This is a genomic window from Paenibacillus sp. 4624, assembly GCF_050435065.1.
GTDB classification, from domain to species: domain Bacteria; phylum Bacillota; class Bacilli; order Paenibacillales; family Paenibacillaceae; genus Paenibacillus; species Paenibacillus amylolyticus_D.
Window position 1 is genome coordinate 1 of sequence record NZ_JBNDJR010000017.1, and the last position, 20,454, is coordinate 20,454.

Annotated in this window: 21 protein-coding genes; 2 read left to right on the forward strand and 19 right to left on the reverse strand. The window is 47.5% G+C overall.

What is annotated here, in order from left to right:
* Positions 1-499: 499 nt before the first annotated feature.
* A complete protein-coding gene (locus ABIE27_RS27560; protein ID WP_240037044.1) occupies positions 500-1,378 on the reverse strand; it encodes a nucleotidyltransferase-like protein in 879 nt (292 codons plus the stop codon).
* Between the two features lie 131 nt (positions 1,379-1,509).
* Between ABIE27_RS27560 and ABIE27_RS27565 the strand changes: the two genes are divergently transcribed.
* Complete coding sequence (locus ABIE27_RS27565) at positions 1,510-1,887, forward strand: DUF2614 family zinc ribbon-containing protein (protein WP_123065829.1); 378 nt, start codon at positions 1,510-1,512, stop codon at positions 1,885-1,887.
* A gap of 244 nt (positions 1,888-2,131) precedes the next feature.
* On the opposite strand, the gene ABIE27_RS27570 is transcribed toward ABIE27_RS27565, so the two are convergent.
* The 16 genes from ABIE27_RS27570 to ABIE27_RS27645 all read right to left on the reverse strand — a co-directional run bounded on the left by ABIE27_RS27570 (position 2,132) and on the right by ABIE27_RS27645 (position 15,781).
* Complete coding sequence (locus tag ABIE27_RS27570; RefSeq protein WP_429352033.1) at positions 2,132-3,862, reverse strand: glycosyl hydrolase family 18 protein; 1,731 nt, start codon at positions 3,860-3,862, stop codon at positions 2,132-2,134.
* A 146-nt stretch (positions 3,863-4,008) separates the two neighbouring features.
* The gene (perR, locus tag ABIE27_RS27575) at positions 4,009-4,434 is read right to left on the reverse strand and encodes a peroxide-responsive transcriptional repressor PerR (protein ID WP_090924521.1); all 426 of its coding nucleotides are present in this window, start codon (positions 4,432-4,434) and stop codon (positions 4,009-4,011) included.
* 159 nt (positions 4,435-4,593) lie between these two features.
* Positions 4,594-6,015 carry a DUF4097 family beta strand repeat-containing protein gene (locus ABIE27_RS27580; protein WP_429352034.1) on the reverse strand — a complete coding sequence of 474 codons (1,422 nt, stop codon included), beginning with the start codon at positions 6,013-6,015 and terminating at the stop codon, positions 4,594-4,596.
* A 32-nt stretch (positions 6,016-6,047) separates the two neighbouring features.
* Complete coding sequence (locus ABIE27_RS27585; protein WP_123065832.1) at positions 6,048-6,650, reverse strand: hypothetical protein; 603 nt, start codon at positions 6,648-6,650, stop codon at positions 6,048-6,050.
* A gap of 149 nt (positions 6,651-6,799) precedes the next feature.
* Positions 6,800-7,510, reverse strand: coding sequence for an MgtC/SapB family protein (locus ABIE27_RS27590; protein ID WP_090924508.1), 711 nt, complete (start codon positions 7,508-7,510; stop codon positions 6,800-6,802).
* A gap of 33 nt (positions 7,511-7,543) precedes the next feature.
* Positions 7,544-8,011, reverse strand: coding sequence for a GNAT family N-acetyltransferase (locus tag ABIE27_RS27595; protein ID WP_123065833.1), 468 nt, complete (start codon positions 8,009-8,011; stop codon positions 7,544-7,546).
* A gap of 133 nt (positions 8,012-8,144) precedes the next feature.
* Entirely contained in the window at positions 8,145-9,584 is a 1,440-nt protein-coding gene (gatB, locus tag ABIE27_RS27600) for an Asp-tRNA(Asn)/Glu-tRNA(Gln) amidotransferase subunit GatB (protein ID WP_429352035.1), read from the reverse strand.
* Between the two features lie 26 nt (positions 9,585-9,610).
* Complete coding sequence (gene gatA, locus ABIE27_RS27605) at positions 9,611-11,068, reverse strand: Asp-tRNA(Asn)/Glu-tRNA(Gln) amidotransferase subunit GatA (RefSeq protein ID WP_123065835.1); 1,458 nt, start codon at positions 11,066-11,068, stop codon at positions 9,611-9,613.
* Positions 11,069-11,095: 27 nt separating this feature from the next.
* Positions 11,096-11,383, reverse strand: coding sequence for an Asp-tRNA(Asn)/Glu-tRNA(Gln) amidotransferase subunit GatC (gene gatC, locus ABIE27_RS27610; RefSeq protein ID WP_123065836.1), 288 nt, complete (start codon positions 11,381-11,383; stop codon positions 11,096-11,098).
* A gap of 173 nt (positions 11,384-11,556) precedes the next feature.
* Entirely contained in the window at positions 11,557-11,940 is a 384-nt protein-coding gene (locus tag ABIE27_RS27615) for an ATPase (protein WP_090924503.1), read from the reverse strand.
* Positions 11,941-12,102: 162 nt separating this feature from the next.
* Positions 12,103-12,327, reverse strand: a complete 225-nt coding sequence (locus ABIE27_RS27620; protein WP_123065837.1) for a sigmaY antisigma factor component — start codon at positions 12,325-12,327, stop codon at positions 12,103-12,105.
* Positions 12,320-12,658 (reverse strand): YxlC family protein, encoded by a 339-nt coding sequence (locus ABIE27_RS27625; RefSeq protein ID WP_123065838.1) that lies wholly within the window; start codon positions 12,656-12,658, stop codon positions 12,320-12,322. Before ABIE27_RS27625 ends, ABIE27_RS27620 begins: the two co-directional genes overlap by 8 nt.
* A 1-nt stretch (position 12,659) precedes the next feature.
* Positions 12,660-13,187 (reverse strand): RNA polymerase sigma factor SigY, encoded by a 528-nt coding sequence (gene sigY / locus ABIE27_RS27630; RefSeq protein ID WP_123065972.1) that lies wholly within the window; start codon positions 13,185-13,187, stop codon positions 12,660-12,662.
* Between the two features lie 769 nt (positions 13,188-13,956).
* On the reverse strand, positions 13,957-14,589 hold the full coding sequence (locus ABIE27_RS27635; RefSeq protein ID WP_429352036.1) for an MBL fold metallo-hydrolase: 633 nt from the start codon (positions 14,587-14,589) through the stop codon (positions 13,957-13,959).
* Positions 14,590-14,594: 5 nt separating this feature from the next.
* Positions 14,595-15,164, reverse strand: coding sequence for a thioredoxin family protein (locus tag ABIE27_RS27640; RefSeq protein ID WP_429352037.1), 570 nt, complete (start codon positions 15,162-15,164; stop codon positions 14,595-14,597).
* Positions 15,164-15,781, reverse strand: a complete 618-nt coding sequence (locus tag ABIE27_RS27645; protein WP_123065842.1) for a DedA family protein — start codon at positions 15,779-15,781, stop codon at positions 15,164-15,166. Before ABIE27_RS27645 ends, ABIE27_RS27640 begins: the two co-directional genes overlap by 1 nt.
* A 132-nt stretch (positions 15,782-15,913) precedes the next feature.
* Between ABIE27_RS27645 and ABIE27_RS27650 the strand changes: the two genes are divergently transcribed.
* The gene (locus ABIE27_RS27650; RefSeq protein ID WP_429352038.1) at positions 15,914-16,288 is read left to right on the forward strand and encodes a dehydrogenase; all 375 of its coding nucleotides are present in this window, start codon (positions 15,914-15,916) and stop codon (positions 16,286-16,288) included.
* Here the strand turns inward: ABIE27_RS27650 and ABIE27_RS27655 are convergent.
* Together ABIE27_RS27655 and ABIE27_RS27660 are read right to left on the reverse strand one after the other, a co-directional pair.
* Complete coding sequence (locus ABIE27_RS27655; RefSeq protein ID WP_429352039.1) at positions 16,257-18,740, reverse strand: O-antigen ligase family protein; 2,484 nt, start codon at positions 18,738-18,740, stop codon at positions 16,257-16,259. The genes ABIE27_RS27650 and ABIE27_RS27655 overlap by 32 nt on opposite strands.
* Before the next feature lie 372 nt (positions 18,741-19,112).
* The gene (locus ABIE27_RS27660; protein WP_429352040.1) at positions 19,113-20,354 is read right to left on the reverse strand and encodes a class I SAM-dependent methyltransferase; all 1,242 of its coding nucleotides are present in this window, start codon (positions 20,352-20,354) and stop codon (positions 19,113-19,115) included.
* Between the last annotated feature and the right edge of the window lie 100 nt (positions 20,355-20,454).

Below are 20,454 nucleotides of genomic sequence, written 5' to 3' on the forward strand. Positions count from 1 at the left end.
CGTTCGTCCTGAGCCAGGATCAAACTCTCCAATAAAGTTATTGAAAAGAGCGATAAGCTCATTTTGAATCTGACGAGATTAAAAATCTCATTTGTGTTCCAGTTCTCATACGGCCAGATGGCATGTACCAAAAACCTTCACGTCATTCTGCAAGCAGAATGTTTACTCACTCGTTGTTCAGTTTTCAAAGATCAAACACAATTATTTCACTCATTCTCGTCTTCGCCAAGTTTCGGCGGCGACTTGAATAATGTAACACATTTCGTTCATTTTCGTCAAGAACTTTTTTCGAGATTCTTTTTTAACACTTCATGTTCTTCACTTTTCCTCAACTGAATTCGTCATTTTCTCACGATTCACTCATTTGGGGAACGAAATATAATGTACCATAATCTCCAGCTTAGAGTCAACACCTAAATATATAAATTATTAACAAACAAAAAAGGAAGGTTTCCCCTCCTTTATACATCCCTTCTCAACAGCAGATTATTCAAACAGATCAGGTCTCGATCCAATAGCGAATTTCCCGGCCTTCCCCTTCCAGAGAGGGCCATCCAGCTGATTCTTTTACTATAGAACGAAACACAAGTTTACGAAGTACCAATGGCAGGTCCTTGCGAACAAATCTTAATTGAGGATGATGAACAAGTTCATTAATACTCCATGGCTCTTTCCGGCTTCTAATCACACGGAGCAGAAGTTCAGAGCATTCTCCCATTTTCGACATGACAGAAAATTCGCAAGCAAGCAATACAAGCTCCACACGCTGTTCCAAAGTCTCAGAACTTACCGTTAGCTCCTGATATAGCTTCCATAATGCACGATCTAATTGCTGTACATGAGTCCAGACGGCATGATCAGGGTAGATGCCCTGTTCAATCAGCACGATCCTTGCCCAACTTCCCAGTGCTTCCAATGCATTATAATAGGCATCCACAACATGCCCCTGCTGGATATGACGCTTCGCCTCAACATACATCCTTAGAAAACTGGTGAACTCGTGAAACAGTTTTTGCTCACGCAACTCATTCCCAAACGAAGATAACTCTTCTCGCAAGTTGCTAATCTGATTGCCCGTTTCCCAGATAATCTCCCCTTCAATCAGGCATTGCATGAGATTATCATGTTCCCCCGTAACCGCAGTAATCTGTAAATCAGACTGGCCGACATAGATCAACTGATAACGAAGATCTCCATATCTGTAATGTTCGACCGTAGACATCGATTGATCTGTGTTATGCACGATCAGTACCATCAAGTCAAAATCCTGGATCAGGGAGCCGTGGAATCGCTCTCCCGGGTGGGAATAAGCGATAGCCCCAACTGCCCCTGTCTCTTCCGACTGCTCGGACAAAAAAGCAAGGTTCTTTAATTCCACGATTCCCTCCATACAATTTATACAATTCATGGCAGTTTAGCGCCAAGTCAGTTATAATGTAATTCGACATGATATACAATGTTTCCTTCTTTTTCAGGTCCGATACTACTCATACGATAGGAGCATTTTTTATGATTTTTAAATCAGCAAAAATTAATGCTTTTCGCACTTGGGGATTGCTGTTAACCATGCTAGGAATGGGCCTAATGATACTTGGCACAGCCGGAATTGTGTTCTGGGGACATGCCGGAAAGGTCATCGCAGCGGTCGGGCTTGTAATTGGCCTCGTTGCCATGCTGGGCAGTTTGATCATTTATTTCTGGGCAGGCATGCTCTCAACCAGTGCTGTGCAGGTCGATTGTCCAGAATGCGGCAAATTAACGAAGATGCTGGGTAAAACAGATCGTTGTATGTTCTGCCATACGATTCTGACGATGGACCCAAACAAAGCCAATACGATGAGTCCGCCTGTTGAACCATCTACTCCACCCGCCGCGCCTTCCAAGTAACTCACAAAGCGGCCCGAAATCCATTAATGCACTTTGTCTATAAACATTCACCGTGCACACTTGAATTCTGTACTTTACCGACAAGGTGGGTACACGCTATCCAGGGGTTTACACCGCATAGTTGAAGGTGTACTTGTTGTTAACAAGTTCTGAAACGGTATTCGTCCCAACAAAAAGACCCGGTATCTTTACCGGGTCTTTTTTGATATGGCACATGAAAATGATGAGTTCGATTTATTATAATTCATTTGGAATAACCAGCCTCTTTAAGTGTTTCCCAGGCTGATGAATTAGCAAAGCTTCTATTCCATGCAGCCACTCCGCCCAGTTTCAACGAAGAAATCAGATCTACCCGTGCTTGCAGGGATACCGCATCTTCGATCCAGATTTTTTTGACAGCGCCGTCTTCCTTATACTCTACATAGTTTTGTCCACTTGCTTGATCCAGAACAGGCTTGAGCTTCTTCTCTTTAATTAACTCCTGCACGGCGTTCATACCTACGGCTTTGGAAGAAACTTTAATTTCCCCCTGCTCATTCGCTTTTTCAGTCCAAATCCGTGTATATAAAGGAACGGCCATAATAAGCTTGTCCGCAGGGACTTCATCTTCTTCCAGTATGCGACGCATGGAGGATTCGGTCCATGGCAGTGAGGCAACAGAACCTGCTTTCGGACTGGCTGCCCAGTGCTCGTCATACGCCATCACGACAATATAATCGGCAAAAGTTCCTAATCCACGACGATCCAAAAACGCAGACCACATTTCACTGTTTGATTTTGGCGTAACATCCACCGATAACATCAGTCCGTGAATACGAGCCATTGCCTTCATTTCACGTACAAACTGGGTAACATTCGCTCCATCCTTGGTATGCACATTTTCAAAGTCGATATTAATACCATCCAGCCGGAACGTTTTAGCATAGTCCAGCATTTGTTCAATGATGTGTGTACGCTTGGCGTAGGTAGACAGTGCCTCCTTCGTGATGTCCGGATCAAAACTGTTATCCATCAATCCCCAAACTTCCATCCCTGAACGCTTCGCCCAGTTCACATAGGCTTGATCTGCTTTGCTTTTCACTGAGCCATTGCCATCGGTAATATGGAACCATGTCGGGCTCACTACGTTTACCCCAGGCATCTTGCCAATGGAGCCCACGTCAGGCTGACGATTGTAGACAGCCTCCCATACGAGATTCACCGGTTTGTTTTTCCACTTTTTCTCCGCCGCAGTGGGTGTAAACTTCGGCGTGTCCAGCGTCTTTTTCTCACCTAGAACAAGATGATCGTTATCTACATAACCGGCATAACCGTTATCCATCTGCACAAAGCTCTGATCTTTTCCCGTCTGCCACACACGCACTCTTGTATTCTGCTTCATATCCGTGAGAATGGGGGAAGACTCTTCTCCGCTTTTATACAGAGGAACGGTCTCATCTTCTTTGGATGACAACGTATCAATCGCAGCATATTGGATCGTGTCTCCGCCGCGCATCAAAATAATGGCTCCTGTTGTCGGATCTTCCTGAACGGCCAGCCCGTATACCTCCTTCAACGGTTGAAGAGGAATGTACGCCTCATTAGACTTTACCTCCGGCTTTACTTTGAGCGGATAATCTTGATGATTCAGTTCAGCCTGGGTACTGCCCTCTTTCATATGAAGCACTCTCTGCGGAGAAGCGATAATGATATCCCCCGAATCAGGTTCGTATCGTATTCCCGGATCTACCGTTTCTTGCAACACCTTCACGGGCAGTTTAAGCTGACCACCTGTGCCAGAAGCTTCCTCATCCATAAGCTGTCCATCTACAAAAATAGGCTGATTTCTCCCGAGCCACTCCGGGTCCTCATAGACCTTATTCAACCATACGCTAGTAATAAGCCAATAGGCACCACCTGCCACCAGACAAGCACCAAGTAACCCTGGCCAAAATGAACGTCGTTTACGACGTGTATATTTGCTATTTCTACCCAAACGACTACCTCCGTTAATTCCTTAGATGCTGGTAAACATCCAAAAATAATAGATATATCACACGCATGATTTTCTCAAAAACCTGTATAAATAAAAAACGTGAAGAATCCATACTGAATTCCACACGTTAATATTGTAATTCATCTCTATTGATGCCTGCAACTTTTGCACACACCATATACTTCCAATCGGTGACCATGTACTTCAAATCCCGTGCTTGACTCAGCTTGAAGCTCCACACTCTTTAACGATGGATAGCTGAAGTCTTCAATCTTGCCACACTGGTCACATATCACATGATAATGATCCGTCACATTGGCATCAAAACGGCTTGAATTATCTCCGTAAGTCAGTTCCCGAACCATACCGGCTTCCAGAAACATTTTCAAATTGTTATATACGGTCGCCACGCTCATACTAGGAAATTGGGGTTCAAGTGCCTTGTAAATCTCATCGGCTGTCGGATGCCCCATCGATTCCATCAAATAGTTTAATATGGCATGACGCTGGGGTGTAATACGGACACCGGTCGTTTTGAGCTGCTCCAACGCATGTTGGACACGTGTTGCCATAAAGCCCACCGCCTTACCTTTCATTCTCTGTTTGAAGAAAAATAAACCTTCGCCCTCATACAAAGTATAATTTACCGGCTATACACAACGAAAAACGCTCTTTCACGTCATGTAACCTTGCCAGTGTACATTTATTGTACGGCGATTGCAAGTTTATTGTCAACGCGACGATGCAGGAACTTCGGTTGTATCCTCTTGGGAATTTGGACCTTCATCTGTCGTCTGCTGTCCATCCACATTCGTTTCCACTGACTCTTGCAATATCGATTCTGGTGTAGGAACTTCCGGATTACGCTCTACCGTAAGATCACTGTTCCCTTCGATTTTGATCCTGTATTCTCCCTCACCCAGCTGCCCTTCAATCGTTTTGTTTTTGACGTTGAATGGCATATCCGTCTTCAAATCACCGTAACTGCTGGAACCTGTGAGACTGTAGTCACCGCGTTCAGGGATCATAACGTTAATGGCTCCCACTGCGCTATATACATCCCAATCTCCACCAACTTTGGTCGAAACGATGTTAATACTGCCATTGAGAGACTGAGCTTTCACACTCAAATTAGCGCCATCCAGTGTAATATTGCCATTCCGGGTTTCAGCTGTAAATACACCAACAGAGTCTGTGATACTGACATTCCCCATTTGCGTGGTCAAGTCCACATCCCCCGAAACACCGCGTGCTTTCATATCGCCACGGTTGCTGTCCATATCCACGTTACCTATTGCATTCGCTACGATTACGTCCCCGTTTAGCGTTTTCCCCGAGATATCGCCAACCGCATTCGTAATCCGAATCCGCCCATTGCCTGTCTCGGCAAAAATGGTCTTGATTGCTTCAGGGCGGTTCAACAAAATGGCACCATTCGAGGTGCGGATATCCAGATTGAAACGGCGGTCGTCTGGAATGATGATCGTCATATTCATGCGTGGTTGCGTTTTTTCATTTTCACCATACGCTTTACCTGTTGCTTTAATATGAATGACCTTATCTCCTTCCGCTTCCACAAAAGAAGCCGCCGCTACTGCCTTGGCCTGGACTTCAGATGCTTGATCGACCCAGACAACGGTATTCACTTGAACCTCATCCGTATCTCCCCGCTGGAGCGTTATATCTCCGTTCACACCTTCGACCACAATATCCGAAGTATCCATACGGACAGGAACTGCGATCATGCCCTTATCTTCCTTGTATCCGGCAGCCTGACTGTAGTCCATTGAGGCAGCTCCGAGATTAAGACTGACGCGGTTCCACAGATGCATGTAGTGATCCTGTTCTGTCACAATAAACACAGACGCGGTTAAAATCAAAGAGGCCAGAATGCCTTTGGCATCCGGTCTAAAACGTGCTTTTTGGCGCTCATCGGGCGAGGACAAACAATCTAACTCTCGTTTACTTCTGATGCGTGTCCACAGGAACAATACAACCCATTCCACACCTAGAGCCACAAGCAAAAACGGCCACCAATCCACGAATTCGTAGAGGTAGTCTGTCCCCCACTGTTTATCCATAATGAGCAGTACACCGACAGCAACGATTAGAGCAGCAGCCGTATAACGCCCAACCCGGACTTTACGGTTCATTCTTTTTCCCTCCTTCCGTCCATATTCGTTCTCTATATTTTTTTCTTACGCAGCATAACCCAAAATTCCCGGCCGAATAGCAACAAGCCGCCTGCGATCATCAGAATAGCAAACGAATATCCACCGTACATGGCAATCAACTCTTGAAACCAGCGTGGTTTGCGGAAGAACAGCACCATCAGTGACCCCCCCACAATTAACAGGAGTCCAAACGAAATGCCACGTTCCCATACCATCATTCGCTCCCGTTCAGAGCGTTCGCCAGCTTGCGGCTTGTCCAAATTGCCTTGCGTTACAGCCCGGCGTCTGCGCAGCATGACCCAATCAGCCGATTGCAATACATCATATACGTTGTAGAAATAAATTACCGGAATACAAAGAGCCAGCAAGATCAGTAAAGGCACATTGATCTGTATGCCGATGGACGAGAAGTATAATAAAGCGGACAAATCAAGCAAAACAAGCAAAATAAAAGTCAATCCACGCATGTACAGACGCAAATAAATATGTCCCAAGCCCGGAATAATAGCACTTAACAGCCCCGCAATAAACTTATGTGTTTTATTCCGTACCTTCTTGGGTTTTCGAGTCTTTCCCGTTCTTACGCGATCTATACGCCCTTTCCCCTTCTTCATAACATGCTCCTTTCTTCGAAAATAACCGTTACCTCTCATCATGCATTTGGTTAGATAGTACCCTAAAGCGCCCGAAGAGTAACTGGAAGAAAAATGGATATCAAGAAAAACCCTCCGCCGTACCTGTGCTCAGAGGGTTGGAATTTCCTTTATTCAATCGACACTTTGGTCATGTGTTCCCACTGTCTTAACTTGGAGACAATTTGTATCGTTTTAAAGTCATGCGGCACTTGCACATGCAGTACAATTTCTATTTTCCGCTCAACGGATACGACTTCTGCAAAAGCCAAATCTGGTTCATTCACGGTAATTTTACGAACTCTGATCTTTTCCTGTTCCATAAAAGACGAGACCTTCTCTAATGTCCCTGGTTCGGACAAGGTATGGAGGGTAATGACATGGAGCTTATTGCCGCGCAAATACCTCAGCTCTAATTTGTTGAATACCCAAAGATTTAAGAGTACCAGCACGGTGGAAACGATGGAGGCAAAAAAGAACCCGGCCCCTGAGGCAAGACCTATCGCGGCAACCACCCAGATCGACGCTGCGGTTGTGAGTCCCGTTATGGACTTACCTGTGAAAAGAATCGTACCTGCGCCTAAAAAACCGACACCGGTAATTACCGCTGTAGCCAGACGCGCAGGATCAATCCGCACGTTTAATTCATGTGCAAAATCTTTAAAACCATAAATAGACAGCATCATAATCAGCGCCGATCCAAGACAAACCAAAATATGAGTTCGTAGTCCAGCAGCATGATTGGAACGCTCACGTTCCAGACCGACAAGTCCACCAAGCAGCATTGCCAGCAATAAACGAAGCAAAATATGCCATTCATCAATAAACCAAGGATTGCTCAACGTTCTAGTTCCTCCTCTAAGTTGTTCACATGCTTAAAGCTTATTCTTATGAAATGTCGTTAATTCCACTCCAGGTGCGATCTCTGCAGCATCGACAGGCTTAAATCCAAACTTCATATATAGATTCACCGCGGCTGTATTCAGCGTTCCTGTGCATACGATGTAGCGAGGCAGATCGGGATGTAGTTCGAAGACATGCTTCATTAAAGAAGCGGCAATTCCTTTTCGAAAGTGGCTCGGATGTACCATCATACGTGTAATGGTTAGTGTGTCCCGTTCTTCCTCCATCACAGCCACTGCGCCAAGCAACTCTCCATCCTGCTCATCAACACATCCGTAAAATGTTTCCCCGCAGTTCTGTAATGTTTCCATCGTATCCAGCAAAGGTGGGATGTCTTGAAATCCGATAATCTTTGCTTCCAATCGGTAAGCCATATGCTGCAGCCTCCACAATTGAGCCAACATTTCCTCATCACGCAGTGACAATGTTTGAATTCTCATGGTCAAGCAACTCCTCCATATCAGACTTCATAAACCGTTAAAGCAAAATAAGGCAGTGCGTCAGAATTCTTTATACCAAAAAAAGAGGCTGTCACAGGGACGAGCCTCTTTCTGTCCGACCTCACTGGAAGGATTAGCGGTTCAATACATCTGCGAGCAGTTGGTTGGCAAGGGCTGGATTCGCCTTGCCTTTACTTTCTTTCATAACCTGACCTACGAGGAAACCGATGGCCTTTTGTTTGCCAGCCTTGTAATCTTCGACAGATTGCGGATTGTTCGCAACGACCTGCTCTACAATGGCGAGGATCGCTCCTTCGTCACTGATTTGCACAAGTCCTTTTTCTTCGACGATCTGCTGTGGAAGCTTGCCGCTCTCCAGCATTTCCTTGAATACAGTCTTAGCGATTTTGCTGTTGATGGTGCCTTTCTCCAGCAATCCGATCATCTCACCGAGTCCTTGCCCCGTCAGCGGAACTTGCGTTACCTCAAGGTTATTGGTGTTGAGGTAACCGAGCAGATCACCCATAATCCAGTTGGAAACGGATTTGGCATCCTGGGTATATTTCAGGCTGTCTTCAAACAGATCTGCAATTGCCTTGGAGGAGGTGATAACCTCGGCATCATAACTTGGCAGACTGTAATCCGCAGTGTACCGGGCTTTACGCTGATCCGGCAGTTCAGGAATGGACGCTCTGATGCGTTCCTTCCATTCGACATCAATATGCAGTTTTACCAGATCCGGGTCTGGGAAATAACGATAGTCATGCGCCTGCTCTTTGCCACGCATTGACAAGGTTTTGCCCTGAGCCTCATCCCAGCGGCGTGTCTCTTGAACAACTTCTCCGCCGTCATCGAGAATTTCGGCCAGACGATATTGTTCATATTCCAGACCACGCTGTACACCACGGAAGGAGTTCATGTTTTTGAGCTCCGCCCGAGTGCCCAACTTCTCCTGACCATGTGGACGCAAGCTGATGTTGGCATCACAACGAAGTGACCCCTCTTCCATCTTCACATCAGAAACATCACAGTACTGCATGATCGCACGAAGTTTTTCCAAATACGCACGCGCTTCTTCGGGAGAAGAAATCTCAGGTTCGGATACAATCTCTACCAGCGGAGTTCCGACACGGTTAAAGTCCACGAGAGAGGCATAACCACCATCTACGTGTGTGAGCTTTCCTGCATCCTCTTCCAGATGCAGACGTGTGATACCGATTCGTTTTGTTTCGCCGTTGACTTCGATATCAATCCAGCCATTCTCACCAATCGGCTGATCAAATTGTGAAATCTGATACGCTTTAGGTGAATCCGGGTAGAAGTAGTTTTTACGGTCAAACTTGCTGACATCGGCGATTGTACAATTGAGAGCCATTGCGGCTTTCATCGCATAGTCAACGGCCTGACGGTTCAGCACAGGCAATACGCCCGGGTGTCCGAGACAGACCGGACAGGTGTGTGTATTAGGCGGAGCTCCAAAAGCAGTGGAGCAGCCACAGAAAATTTTGGAGTTGGTATGCAACTCCACGTGGACTTCAAGTCCAACGACCGTTTCGTATTTAGATGCGGACATTTCTTATTACCTCCGTTCCGGGCAGTCTACAGCTGCGGACGCTGCTTGTGGAATGCTGTATTTTGTTCATACGCATGCGCTACGCGCAGTACGGTTGTTTCATCGAAAGCTTTACCGATAATCTGCAATCCAACAGGTAAACCATCTGCGAATCCGCAAGGAATGCTGACTGCTGGAACACCCGCCAAACTGACTGGGATCGTCAGAATGTCATTCAGATACATCGTAAGTGGATTGTCTACCTGAGAACCCAATTTAAATGCCGTTGTAGGCGCAGTAGGCCCAATAATTACGTCATATTTGGCAAAAACATCATCGAAGTCCTGTTTGATCAGCGTGCGCACTTTTTGAGCTTTCAAATAATACGCATCATAATAACCGGAGCTGAGTGCGTAGGTTCCAAGCATAATACGACGTTTCACTTCCGGACCAAAGCCCTGACTTCTGGACTGATGATACAGATCCAGCAGATTCTCCGGATTGTCCGCACGTACACCGTAACGTACACCGTCAAAACGAGCCAAGTTGGAAGACGCCTCAGAAGAAGCGAGCAGATAATAGGTAGCTACTGCATATTCGGTATGCGGCAAGGATACCTCTTCCCATGTCGCTCCAAGTCCCTCCAGCACGTTCAGTGCGGCAAGAACTTTCTCTTTTACTTGCGGGTCTACACCTTCACCGATGTATTCCTTCGGTACGGCAATACGCAATCCTTTGACATCCCCTGTCAGTCCGCTCAAGTAATCCGGAATATCTACCTTGGCAGATGTCGAATCTTTAGCATCATAACCGGCAATGGCTTGCAACACATAAGCAGAATCTTCTACATTTTTGGTCAGTGGTCCGATTTGGTCGAGGGATGATGCAAAGGCCACCAAGCCAAAACGGGAAACCAGTCCATAAGTAGGCTTTAAACCGACGATTCCGCAATAGGAAGCAGGCTGACGAATAGAACCGCCCGTGTCTGATCCAAGTGTGAAGTACGCTTCTCCCGCAGCAACCGCTGCAGCAGATCCACCTGAGGAACCACCTGGGACACGATCAAGTGCCCAAGGATTATGCACAGGGGAGAAGCTGGAATTCTCGTTGGAACCGCCCATGGCAAATTCGTCCATATTAAGTTTACCCAGGGTTACTGTATCCGCTGCCTTAAGCTTCTCGACAACCGTTGCATCATACACCGGGTCGAAATTGCGAAGGAACTGACTTCCGCAAGTCGTACGCAGTCCGTTCGTCACGATGTTATCTTTGATACCAACCGGTAAGCCAAACAGCAAACCTTTCTCTTCACCACTGACAAGTCGGTCATCCAGCTGACGAGCGCGTGCGCGTGCGTTCTCCTCGTCCAGTGTCAAATAAGCCTTCACTTTGTCATCATGCGCGCCGATATTCTGATACGCCTGATCGACCAGATCACTGACCGATAGTTCTTTGGCGTGCAGCTTGTTATGTAACTCAGGCAACGATTGTTCAAATAAACTCACAGTGCTTGTCCTCCTTCCAATTATCCGTTATTCCATCACAGCAGGCACTTTAAACTGCCCGTCTTCTTCATCTGGTGCGTTGTGCATCACCTGTTCTATGGACAGGCTTTCCTTGGTTTCATCCTCACGCATCACGTTGCTGACATGCAAAACGTGAGTTGTTGGCTCAATATTTTCCGTGTCCAGCTCGTTCAGCTTCTCTGCATATTTTAAGATCGCGTTCAGTTGACCTGTCAGCGTCTGTTCTTCTTCAGCAGTTAGATTAAGCCGAGCCAGCTTGGCCACATGCTGAACGTCATTGTTCGAAATACTCATTACCGGATGCCTCCTTCAATCGTTCTGTGCCTAAGACAAACCTGCAAACGAAGCGTTCGTTTAACGGGCTAAAGTCCCAAGATAACTTTTCTAATTATAGGTGAGATAGGTCGACAATTCAATGCAAAAGCAAAAAAGGAGCCGGCATCAGCCGACTCCTGAAATACTAGTCCTTAAATCCACGCACGCAGATTAACCTGCTTTATAAAATCCGCCTGAGACATTACATCAATCGCGGTTTCTTCTTCCTCTTCCACAGCTTGAGGCTCCCCGTTCATCAGTTGATGAAACAGCTTCTCATTATGTGTCGCAAGGGCGTAATCTATCAACGCTTCTCGCTCGACCCGCTCAGCTTCCTGCTTCAGCAGAACCTCTTCCAGATCGATGTCGCCGGATGGAACAAAAAAGTTCCGATTAACCAGCGGCACTCGAAGCACGTAATCGAACGCATTGTCCGGATTCCGGTCATAAGCGATGATGTATCCATATTCCCCCACAGGAAGATTCTGCTCAAACGCATCCGCGACGATGACAACCTTCTCTCCTAATCGTAGCATCGTCTAACCTCCTGGTAGTCTATCATTCATATTTATTTGTATAGTCTACTAGAAAAGAATAACGATGTCTAGGAATACTAGATTTAAACAACATATTTGTGCAAAATCTTTTTCGAGTTTTTCTCAAGATAACCCCGATCGTTCCCATATCATCTGTTATGTTTACTTCTTGCTGCGTCGTTTCATGTCTGTACGAATCACAACTAACCAGTATATTAGCAGTGGACCTGGAACGCTAGTTATCCCCCACAATCCCCATAACCAAGGAAAACGGCCTCGTTTACGTGCATCCAGAAAGATCCATGTTCCTTGAAACAACAGCAGAAGCGCAAGGAATACAAGCAGAACCGGAGGAATCTCTTCTAATGAATAATGCAATCTATTCATGATGCATCGTCTCCTTCCTGTGCCGGACCAACCATAATGCAGCTACAATAACAGCAATGACTGTACCCAGAACTTGTATACCCAAGTACACGGCAGGAGAAGAAACAAACAATAACGTTGCCAGTGTAATTACCATCAGAGCGACGAGCCAGAAGCAGATGATTTCAACCAGATTGGCTCTGCGCTTAATACGTCTTTGTTCCCTTACACGGGATTCAAGTGTTGCCAAGGATGGAATATCAGCAGGTTCACAGACATCATCCAGCGCTCTCATAGATTGCTGTAATCGCCGTACGATTTCCTGATCCTGTGACTCATTCGATCTGCTCATTTTATTCCAGCTCCTTTCTTAATTGACGGAGACCATATGCTGTCCGAGACTTTGCTGTTCCAGCAGGTATGCCCAACATATCGCCGATCTCATCGTAACTATAACCATAATAATGTTTCAGAAGCACAGTAATGCGATGCTCAGGGGTTAGCCTCGTCATCGCGTCCATGACGTCTGTCCATTCCTCGTTTCGACTTTCGAGTTGCCAGCGAAAACGACGGATGCCCTGATGGCGAATCAAGTCAATCCAGCTCTGCTCCCGCTTCTTTCGTCTGGTTCTGTCAATGTAGATACGGGTTCCGATAGTGATCATCCATGATGAAAATGCTGATGTGCCATCATAACGCCGAATATTTTCCATACAGCGTACCATCGTGTCCTGCACAATCTCTTCAGCGAGATTAGGATCCATCGTAACTTTCACAAGATATTTATAAACAAACGAGTAATGTCGCTGTAGTAGTGATGCAAGTGCACTGTCATCGCCCTCCGCCGCTCTACGCACTTCCTCCAATTCAGCTGTTCTCATCATGATAATCACCCGCTTCCTGTTCAATCTAAAGGTAATACGATAGACTACGCTCAAACGTTCAACGCAAAATGAGATGTTTTTTAAGGAACTTTATTTTCGAAAATTTCCGGGTAATATGAATACGACAATTTCCCGGGCAATCAGACTCCATTTCGGTAATCTTGCAGTTTGTCGAACCACCGCTGATCACGGGCTCCTTTCTGCAACACACGACTGGTCCATATATTTTGCTGAAATATGAGGTCTGGTTTAGTACGATCTAACTTAGAATGCCTCTGATCAGAGCGCGATTGCTTTGCTTTTTTTAAAATGGAATGATCTGAGTCAGTATAAGGATGACCTACACTCCAATGGGGATGTTTATTTCTATAAATTGGATTCAAACTGCTATTAGGTATGTATGCTTTCTGATGAACTGCTTCCTTAATAACCGAATTCATGACGGAATGTAACTCACGTCGTCGATCATCAAGACATGTGTATTCTGGTTGCTGCGGCTGAAACATGTTTATTTTCTCCACATCATTCTCCCTCACTCTCTCTTCTGAATACATATTTCTTATATTCTTCTAAATCCAGCTAAAAAAGGCTGAAAACAAAAAAAAGAACGCAAACCGGGTATAGACCACAGTCTGCGTGCTTCGCAAGTTAGGGTATTTCTATTCAACGCTTTAGTTAAGTGATGCCTTAACGCTTGTAACAACTAATTGCTATTCTAATGAAAAAGCTGACACTTGTCCAGACTTAATTCATATATTCTGTCGAATTATCTTGCAGGAACGTAAGGATTATTCTGTTTCTCATATCCTATCGTTGTTTTGGGACCGTGTCCCGGATATACCTTAACCTCATCGGGGAAACGATACAACTTATTCTGAATAGAGTCCACCAGATCACGTTCACGTCCACCTGTGAGGTCCGTTCTGCCTACGCCCATTCGGAACAACACATCCCCGGCAAACAGATCATTTTCGCATAGGAGACTGACACTGCCTGGAGAATGGCCTGGCGTATGGTATACCTGAAACGTGTGGCCAATCAATTGCAGCTTCTGACCTTCATCCAAGGCAAACTCTGCCGGTTTCGCTGTAATCGGTGGTGTTACTTGCGGCCAGTTCAGCGACCCGTTCAGCTTGGCCGTAGTCAGCCAGTCACTTTCCAGATCATGCAAGTAGACGGGACAGCCCTTCAGCTTACGAATCTCCTCCAGACCGCCGATGTGATCGAAATGAGCATGGGTCAGAAGAATCGCTTCAATCTCCAGATCCTGAATAGCCTTGAGCAACGGGCCAGGATTCATGCCTGGGTCAACTACAACAGCTTTACCCGGGTCCTCACCCTGTAACAGGTAGGCATTGGTTTGCATCGGCCCGAGCGTAAATGTACGAATGTTAAGCATATGAATTAAAAACCCGAAATCAGTTCACGCAACTCACGAATGATCACTGCATGGGACTCCGTTCCTTCCCCATAACGTTTCATAATCTCTTTGCGCGCTTCGGCCATGTTATCCTGGTAGTCTGCAGCTTCACGGTCAGGATTCAGTCGTTTGAACTCGACCATGACCTCTTGTACGTGTTGCGGACGCGGCCCCCATTGACCAAGCACATGTCCGCCTGTATCTGCTACGATCACAATCGGCACAGAACGGCCGCCCATCGTCAGGAATTCATCCATCACATCCGGATGATTTTCCATAATCAGAACCTCAGTCGGGATGCCTGAAATCTCCAGCGCCTGAAACACAACCGGAATATTACGTACTACGTCACCACACCAATCTGCTGCCAGAATGAGCACACGAAGGTCGTCACGATAGTTCAAACTTTCGAAAAACTCACGATCCTCTTCGCTTGCCCAGACAAAGCTGTCATAGTTCGCCTGAAATTCACTTTGATTTTTGGTCATACTTGCGATAAATTCCTTCGGAGGCAAGCCTTTACCGAATTTGTGAGACAAGTTAGGTTTGGACATTACTTCACACTTCCTCTCTTTTTACGTACATTCATCCATTTGATAACAACATAAATAATCATAAGAGCGAGCGCGACAAGCAAGATCGGCGTAATAAACGGTGCCGCTTTCTCATCTACATGCTTCCACTGGTCTCCGAGAATCATCCCTAAATATATAAACAATGCAGTCCAAGGTATAACAGCGAGTGTGGTCAGCAGAATGAATTTGCCTGTGTGCATTTTCGTGATGCCAGCCGGAATGGAAATCGCATGCCTTACGACCGGAACAAATCGCGCAGTGAAAATAACACCTGTCCCATACTTGCGGAACCATTCTTCGGAATGATCGATGTGTTTTTTCTGGATCAATATGTATTTACCGTAGCGCTCAAGTACAGGTCTGCCACCATAACGGCCAATCCAGTAAATAAACAGCTGAGCCAGCACTCCGCCCACTGTACCAAAAATCATCGCACCGAAGAAGTTAATGTTATGCTGAGAAACGAGAAAACCACCATATGCCAGCACAATTTCACTTGGGATAACTTCCAGCATTAACCCGAGCATGATGCCAAAGTATCCGAGACTTTGAATCCAGTCGAATAATTGGCTGACAATGTTATGAATAACGTCCATCTCAACCCTCTTTCTTTTTCCTGAATGGCGGTGCCTTGCTGCACCTTGGATGTTCGTCCTTATTTTATCACACCCCCCTGAACGTGGCTACTTGCGAGAACGGGACAGTATCCCGCAGGCACTGCTCCGCATATGGTATGGAGAGAGGAGTGTGGGAACGTGTCATTTAAATCCACGCCCGGGTCTCCCCCGGTCAAGCATAAGCAATCCGGACAACAGCTGCCCTCTGCCCGCGGTATTCGCCGTGCCTGCAGCAAGGAATTATATCGGACAGCCAAGAGGCTGAAACTGTACATCTCTCCAGAACGCATGGAGCAGGCCGAGGAAAAATACTACGCCAAAGTTATTGCGAATCTGCTCTGGATTGGAGAAAACCGCAATGACCGCAAAAAACTGTGCGAATGGTGGAATACCGAAGTCAGCGCAGATATTGCTGCGCTCTGGGACGTTGAGGTTGAACCGTTGAAAGAAGCATTCAAACATGCTTTTGGTGGTTACCGTCTGTAGAAAAGTTTGAACAGGCAGGCGAAAGCATTCTCGTCCGCCTGTTCAGGACCTGTGGAGAAAAGCAACCCGCAGCAATTCTGTGCAAATTCTCTGCAGTCAACGAAGATGAAGGATGCAATTGAAAACGACGATCGTTACGCATCCGTTCTATATTTACCTGCGATGCTAATTCTTTGTAACGTTCATATATTTCTATCCCGATCGCCGCAGTCTTTTGGGCTTGTCGGACTTTTACTTCTGAAATCTCACGCATCGTCGCCTGTTCCATCCAGTAGAGCGCCGTCCTCTGGGGTATAACATCATAACGATTCCGGGCGATGGCTGAAATGAAATATACCCCCGCTTGCTTCCCCTCTCCAGATTTGGCTTCCAATCGGCCAAGCTCTACATAGAGGTCAGGATTACTGGGCGAATGGGACAAGCTGTTCAATAAGATGAGTTTGGCTTCCGCTTGAGGCAGCGTACGCGCAAGAGAAATCGCCAAATCAGGCCGATATGGATTCAAACGATATGCCGATCGAAGATACTGGACACTCGCTGTTGTCCCCATTGGCTCAGTCAGTGCGTGACGATATTGCATGTCCGCCCCGGAGTACCGTGCTGTGATCCAGCCGGTGCCCCCGAGCCAGCATGTAAGCATGAGTACGACTGCATATCGTTTGATGTGGCCTGGCCGGTGATGATGCGATGAGACTGGCTCCGCTTCTTTTCTCAGCGCGACCGCCCATGCCGCAAGCCAGATGAAGAGCATCCAGCTGAGCGCATAGCTCCAGTCGAAGTCCACGATTCCATGCAGGACGAAGACAAGCAATGGCGGCAGCAGCCGCGGTGCGAAGCGGCGGATGCTGCGCAGGGTGAAGAGCATCCACCCTGCAATCAGCGCGCTGCCGAGCAGGCCCGTATCCAGGGCCAGGTCCAGCAGCCCGCTGTGAACCTCGCCGCCAACATACGGCGAGGACTGGATGGCGCGGAACATGTTGCGCCATGTATCCCCCCCGTGGCCGAGCCATGCGGCCTCGGTCCATAACCGCAGGGCATCCCGCCACAGCTGCAGGCGGGATGCCCCTGTGCCGACACCTGCCGCGAAGCGTTCGGCGGTGGAGGCTGCGGCCATAAGTGCGGCGGCGATGCACGCCAGCACGGTGGCCGCCAAAGCAGAGGCGCGCCCGGCTGGGCCGCCGCTGTGCCAGAGACGGCACAGCAGCAGCGTGCCGAGCAGCGCAGCTGCCCACGCCCCGGCCAGTGCGAGCAGGCCGGGCACGGGTGCAGGCGCCAGCTGGGCATCAGCCAGCTGGCGGTACAGCCAGGCCGCGCACGCCAGAGGCGCGGCCAAGGCCAGCAGCAGCGGCAGGCGGGCACCGCGCCGCTGCAAGAAGGCGGCGGCCGCGGCACAGCCGGCCGCTAGCCAGGCGCCGCGCGACTCGCTCAGCAGGAGCGCGGCTTGCGCGGGCATGAGCGGCAGCACCGCCGCGAAGAGACGGCGCGCCGGGACGGCTCGCCCGGCCAGCACGCCCGCAGCGGCCGTAAGCCGCTCCAATGCGTACATGCCAACAACGGCACCGTACGCATTGGGGTACTGCAGCAATCCGCCGAGCCGGGCACCGGCGGAGCTGATCTCGGGATCGGCTGTCCGCATGACCCCGTAGGGCAGCGGCAGCACACCGCACACGGCTAAAATGCCGCTTAGCACAAGCACACCGCCTGCCAGCTGCCAGCCAAAGGCAAGCCAGCGCATACCATCCTTGCTCGCTGCCAGCAACACAGCGAGCAGGGCAAACATCGCGAGCAAGCTCCAGCGCAGCATCTCAAGGATACTGCCTTGCGTACTCACCGAGCCTGCCCAAGCATGCACGGCATAACACACCATGATTGCCAAAGGGAACCCAACATGCACTAAATCCCCGACGCGCAGCCGAATGGTTTCTGCCCGAACGGAGGCCAAGCCATCATTTTCCCTTTTCAGGACGCCACGGACATACATCACAAGCGAGAACAGCACGACAACACCGGTCATCAGAATAACGGGGTACAGGTCAGTTGAATGAAACAATCCTCTTCGCAAGCACCCTGTCAGCAATATAGCTACCATGCTTAAACCTAAGACTACAATCCACCAGCTGAATTCACTATTACGCTTCTCACAACCCTTATTCCCCATTTCAATCTCACAACTAGGCGCTGATGCCCCCCAATGCCCGGAGATCAAGAAACGGCGTGGACTGGCTATATCGTTATATGTATTGTGATGAACTCTGAAATAGCACCCATTTTTGAGAAGGTTACTTGTGCTCACATTCATACTCACACCCATAAATTCGGATCGGTCAGAAGCTCGCTCTCTGATCTCATTCCTCTCATTCTGAAAGTTCTGATCTGGATCGGTATTTCCTACTTCCCCATTCTGTTTTACCTCCCTTGCATCCTGATCTGTATGTAGCTCTCTGTCCTTCACCCATGTCTCCTCCTTCCTTCACGATTTAAAAATACAAAAAAGGCAGAAGAGCCCCTCTTCGGGTCCTTCTGCCTTGGTTTACGTCCTCGCCGTCAGATCGGTATAATCTAGATCGGCAACCGTAACTTAACGGGATTCGGATGCATACGCACAGACTTATTGGAATCATTCATTCCCTTAACCATTATGAACTTGTTCACGCATATGCGGACATCATTGGCATTCTATATCTTGCACATCAAGTGAAGCGACCCTGGTACCAGTATGTCCTCTTCTTCACGTATGCAGACCAGCCGTGCACGAAACATCCCTGCTTTGGTTCTTCTTATAATATCAATTGAATTTTTCTCATCCATTACCTTCATGCAAAAATTAGTGAAGATTACACTTCGCAGTCCGCTCTAAGTTTTCCCTGTCCACTTTTCCACCAGTTATGCTTCCTTCAACCGGTAGCAGATCCGCACAAGCACGCTCCAGATATGGATCCGCATGAATGAAATCACGGAATGCGGTGTATTCAGCCCACATGTCCTTCACTTGACCCGCCTGTCCACGAACGGCGCGAATCAGTATATTTTTTGGTGTATTCTCCAGATCAATGAATTCAAGCAACTGTGTTTTATATCCCATAATGTCCAGCAGTTTAGCGCGAATCGCATCTGTTGCCAGTGCCGAGAAACGCTCCTTCAGAATGCCATGGGACAGAAGCGGATTCATCACCGAAGATTCGACCTGATCATACAGCTCATGCTGACAGCAAGGAACCGACAAAATGACAGAAGCTCCCCAGCGCACTGCTTTCTCCAGTGCCGCATCCGTAGCCGTATCACAAGCATGGAGAGTAACGACCATATCCACTTCGTTCAGTTCATCATAATCCGCAATGTCACCTACAAGGAATTTCAGATCACCGTAATGCAAACGTCTGGCCAGATCATTACAGTGTGCGATAACATCCGCCTTTAAATCCAGACCGATGATGTTAATCGAACGGCGCTGTTGTACGGATAAATAATGATACAGGGCAAAAGTCAGATACGACTTGCCGCAGCCAAAATCCACAATAGTCAGCGGACGTCCTTCTGGCAAATGGGCAATAACATCCTGCACCATCTCCAAAAAACGATTGATCTGTCTGAACTTGTCATACTTGCGTGCAAGCACACGTCCTTCGTCATTCATAATTCCAAGTTCAACGAGGAAAGAAACCGGAACGCCCTCTTCAAGTACATATTGCTTTTTGCGATTATGGGACAGATCGACCGCTGTTTTGGAGGGGGATTTGGTCAGAATCGATACTTTATATTTTTTGCTGATCAAAATTTGATAATCTGCATCTGCCGTACAGAGCATTCCCTGACGGAACGTCTCTTCACACAACAAAGTCATACGTTCCAGCGCTTCAGCCGGGGTCAAATTCTCATGCAACACTTTATTCGCATAATGAAAAGCAAACTGATAATGAAGCTGATTCTTCAACGTAACCGGCTTCACCTGCACTTTGGTAAACGAGACATTGTCCCGTCTGCGCAGCTGACTCCAGGTCGCCGTAATCAGCGAGTTCTGTTCAAAAACATCTTGTATAAGCTTTCGCAACGAATCCACGGGGTACATCTCACTTTCGGTTTGGTTTGGTCAACCGTTACCATACCATAATTCTGTTCCCTCTCCAAGTGAAGAGCTACTCTCCATTGGTTCAGTCATCAGATATTTT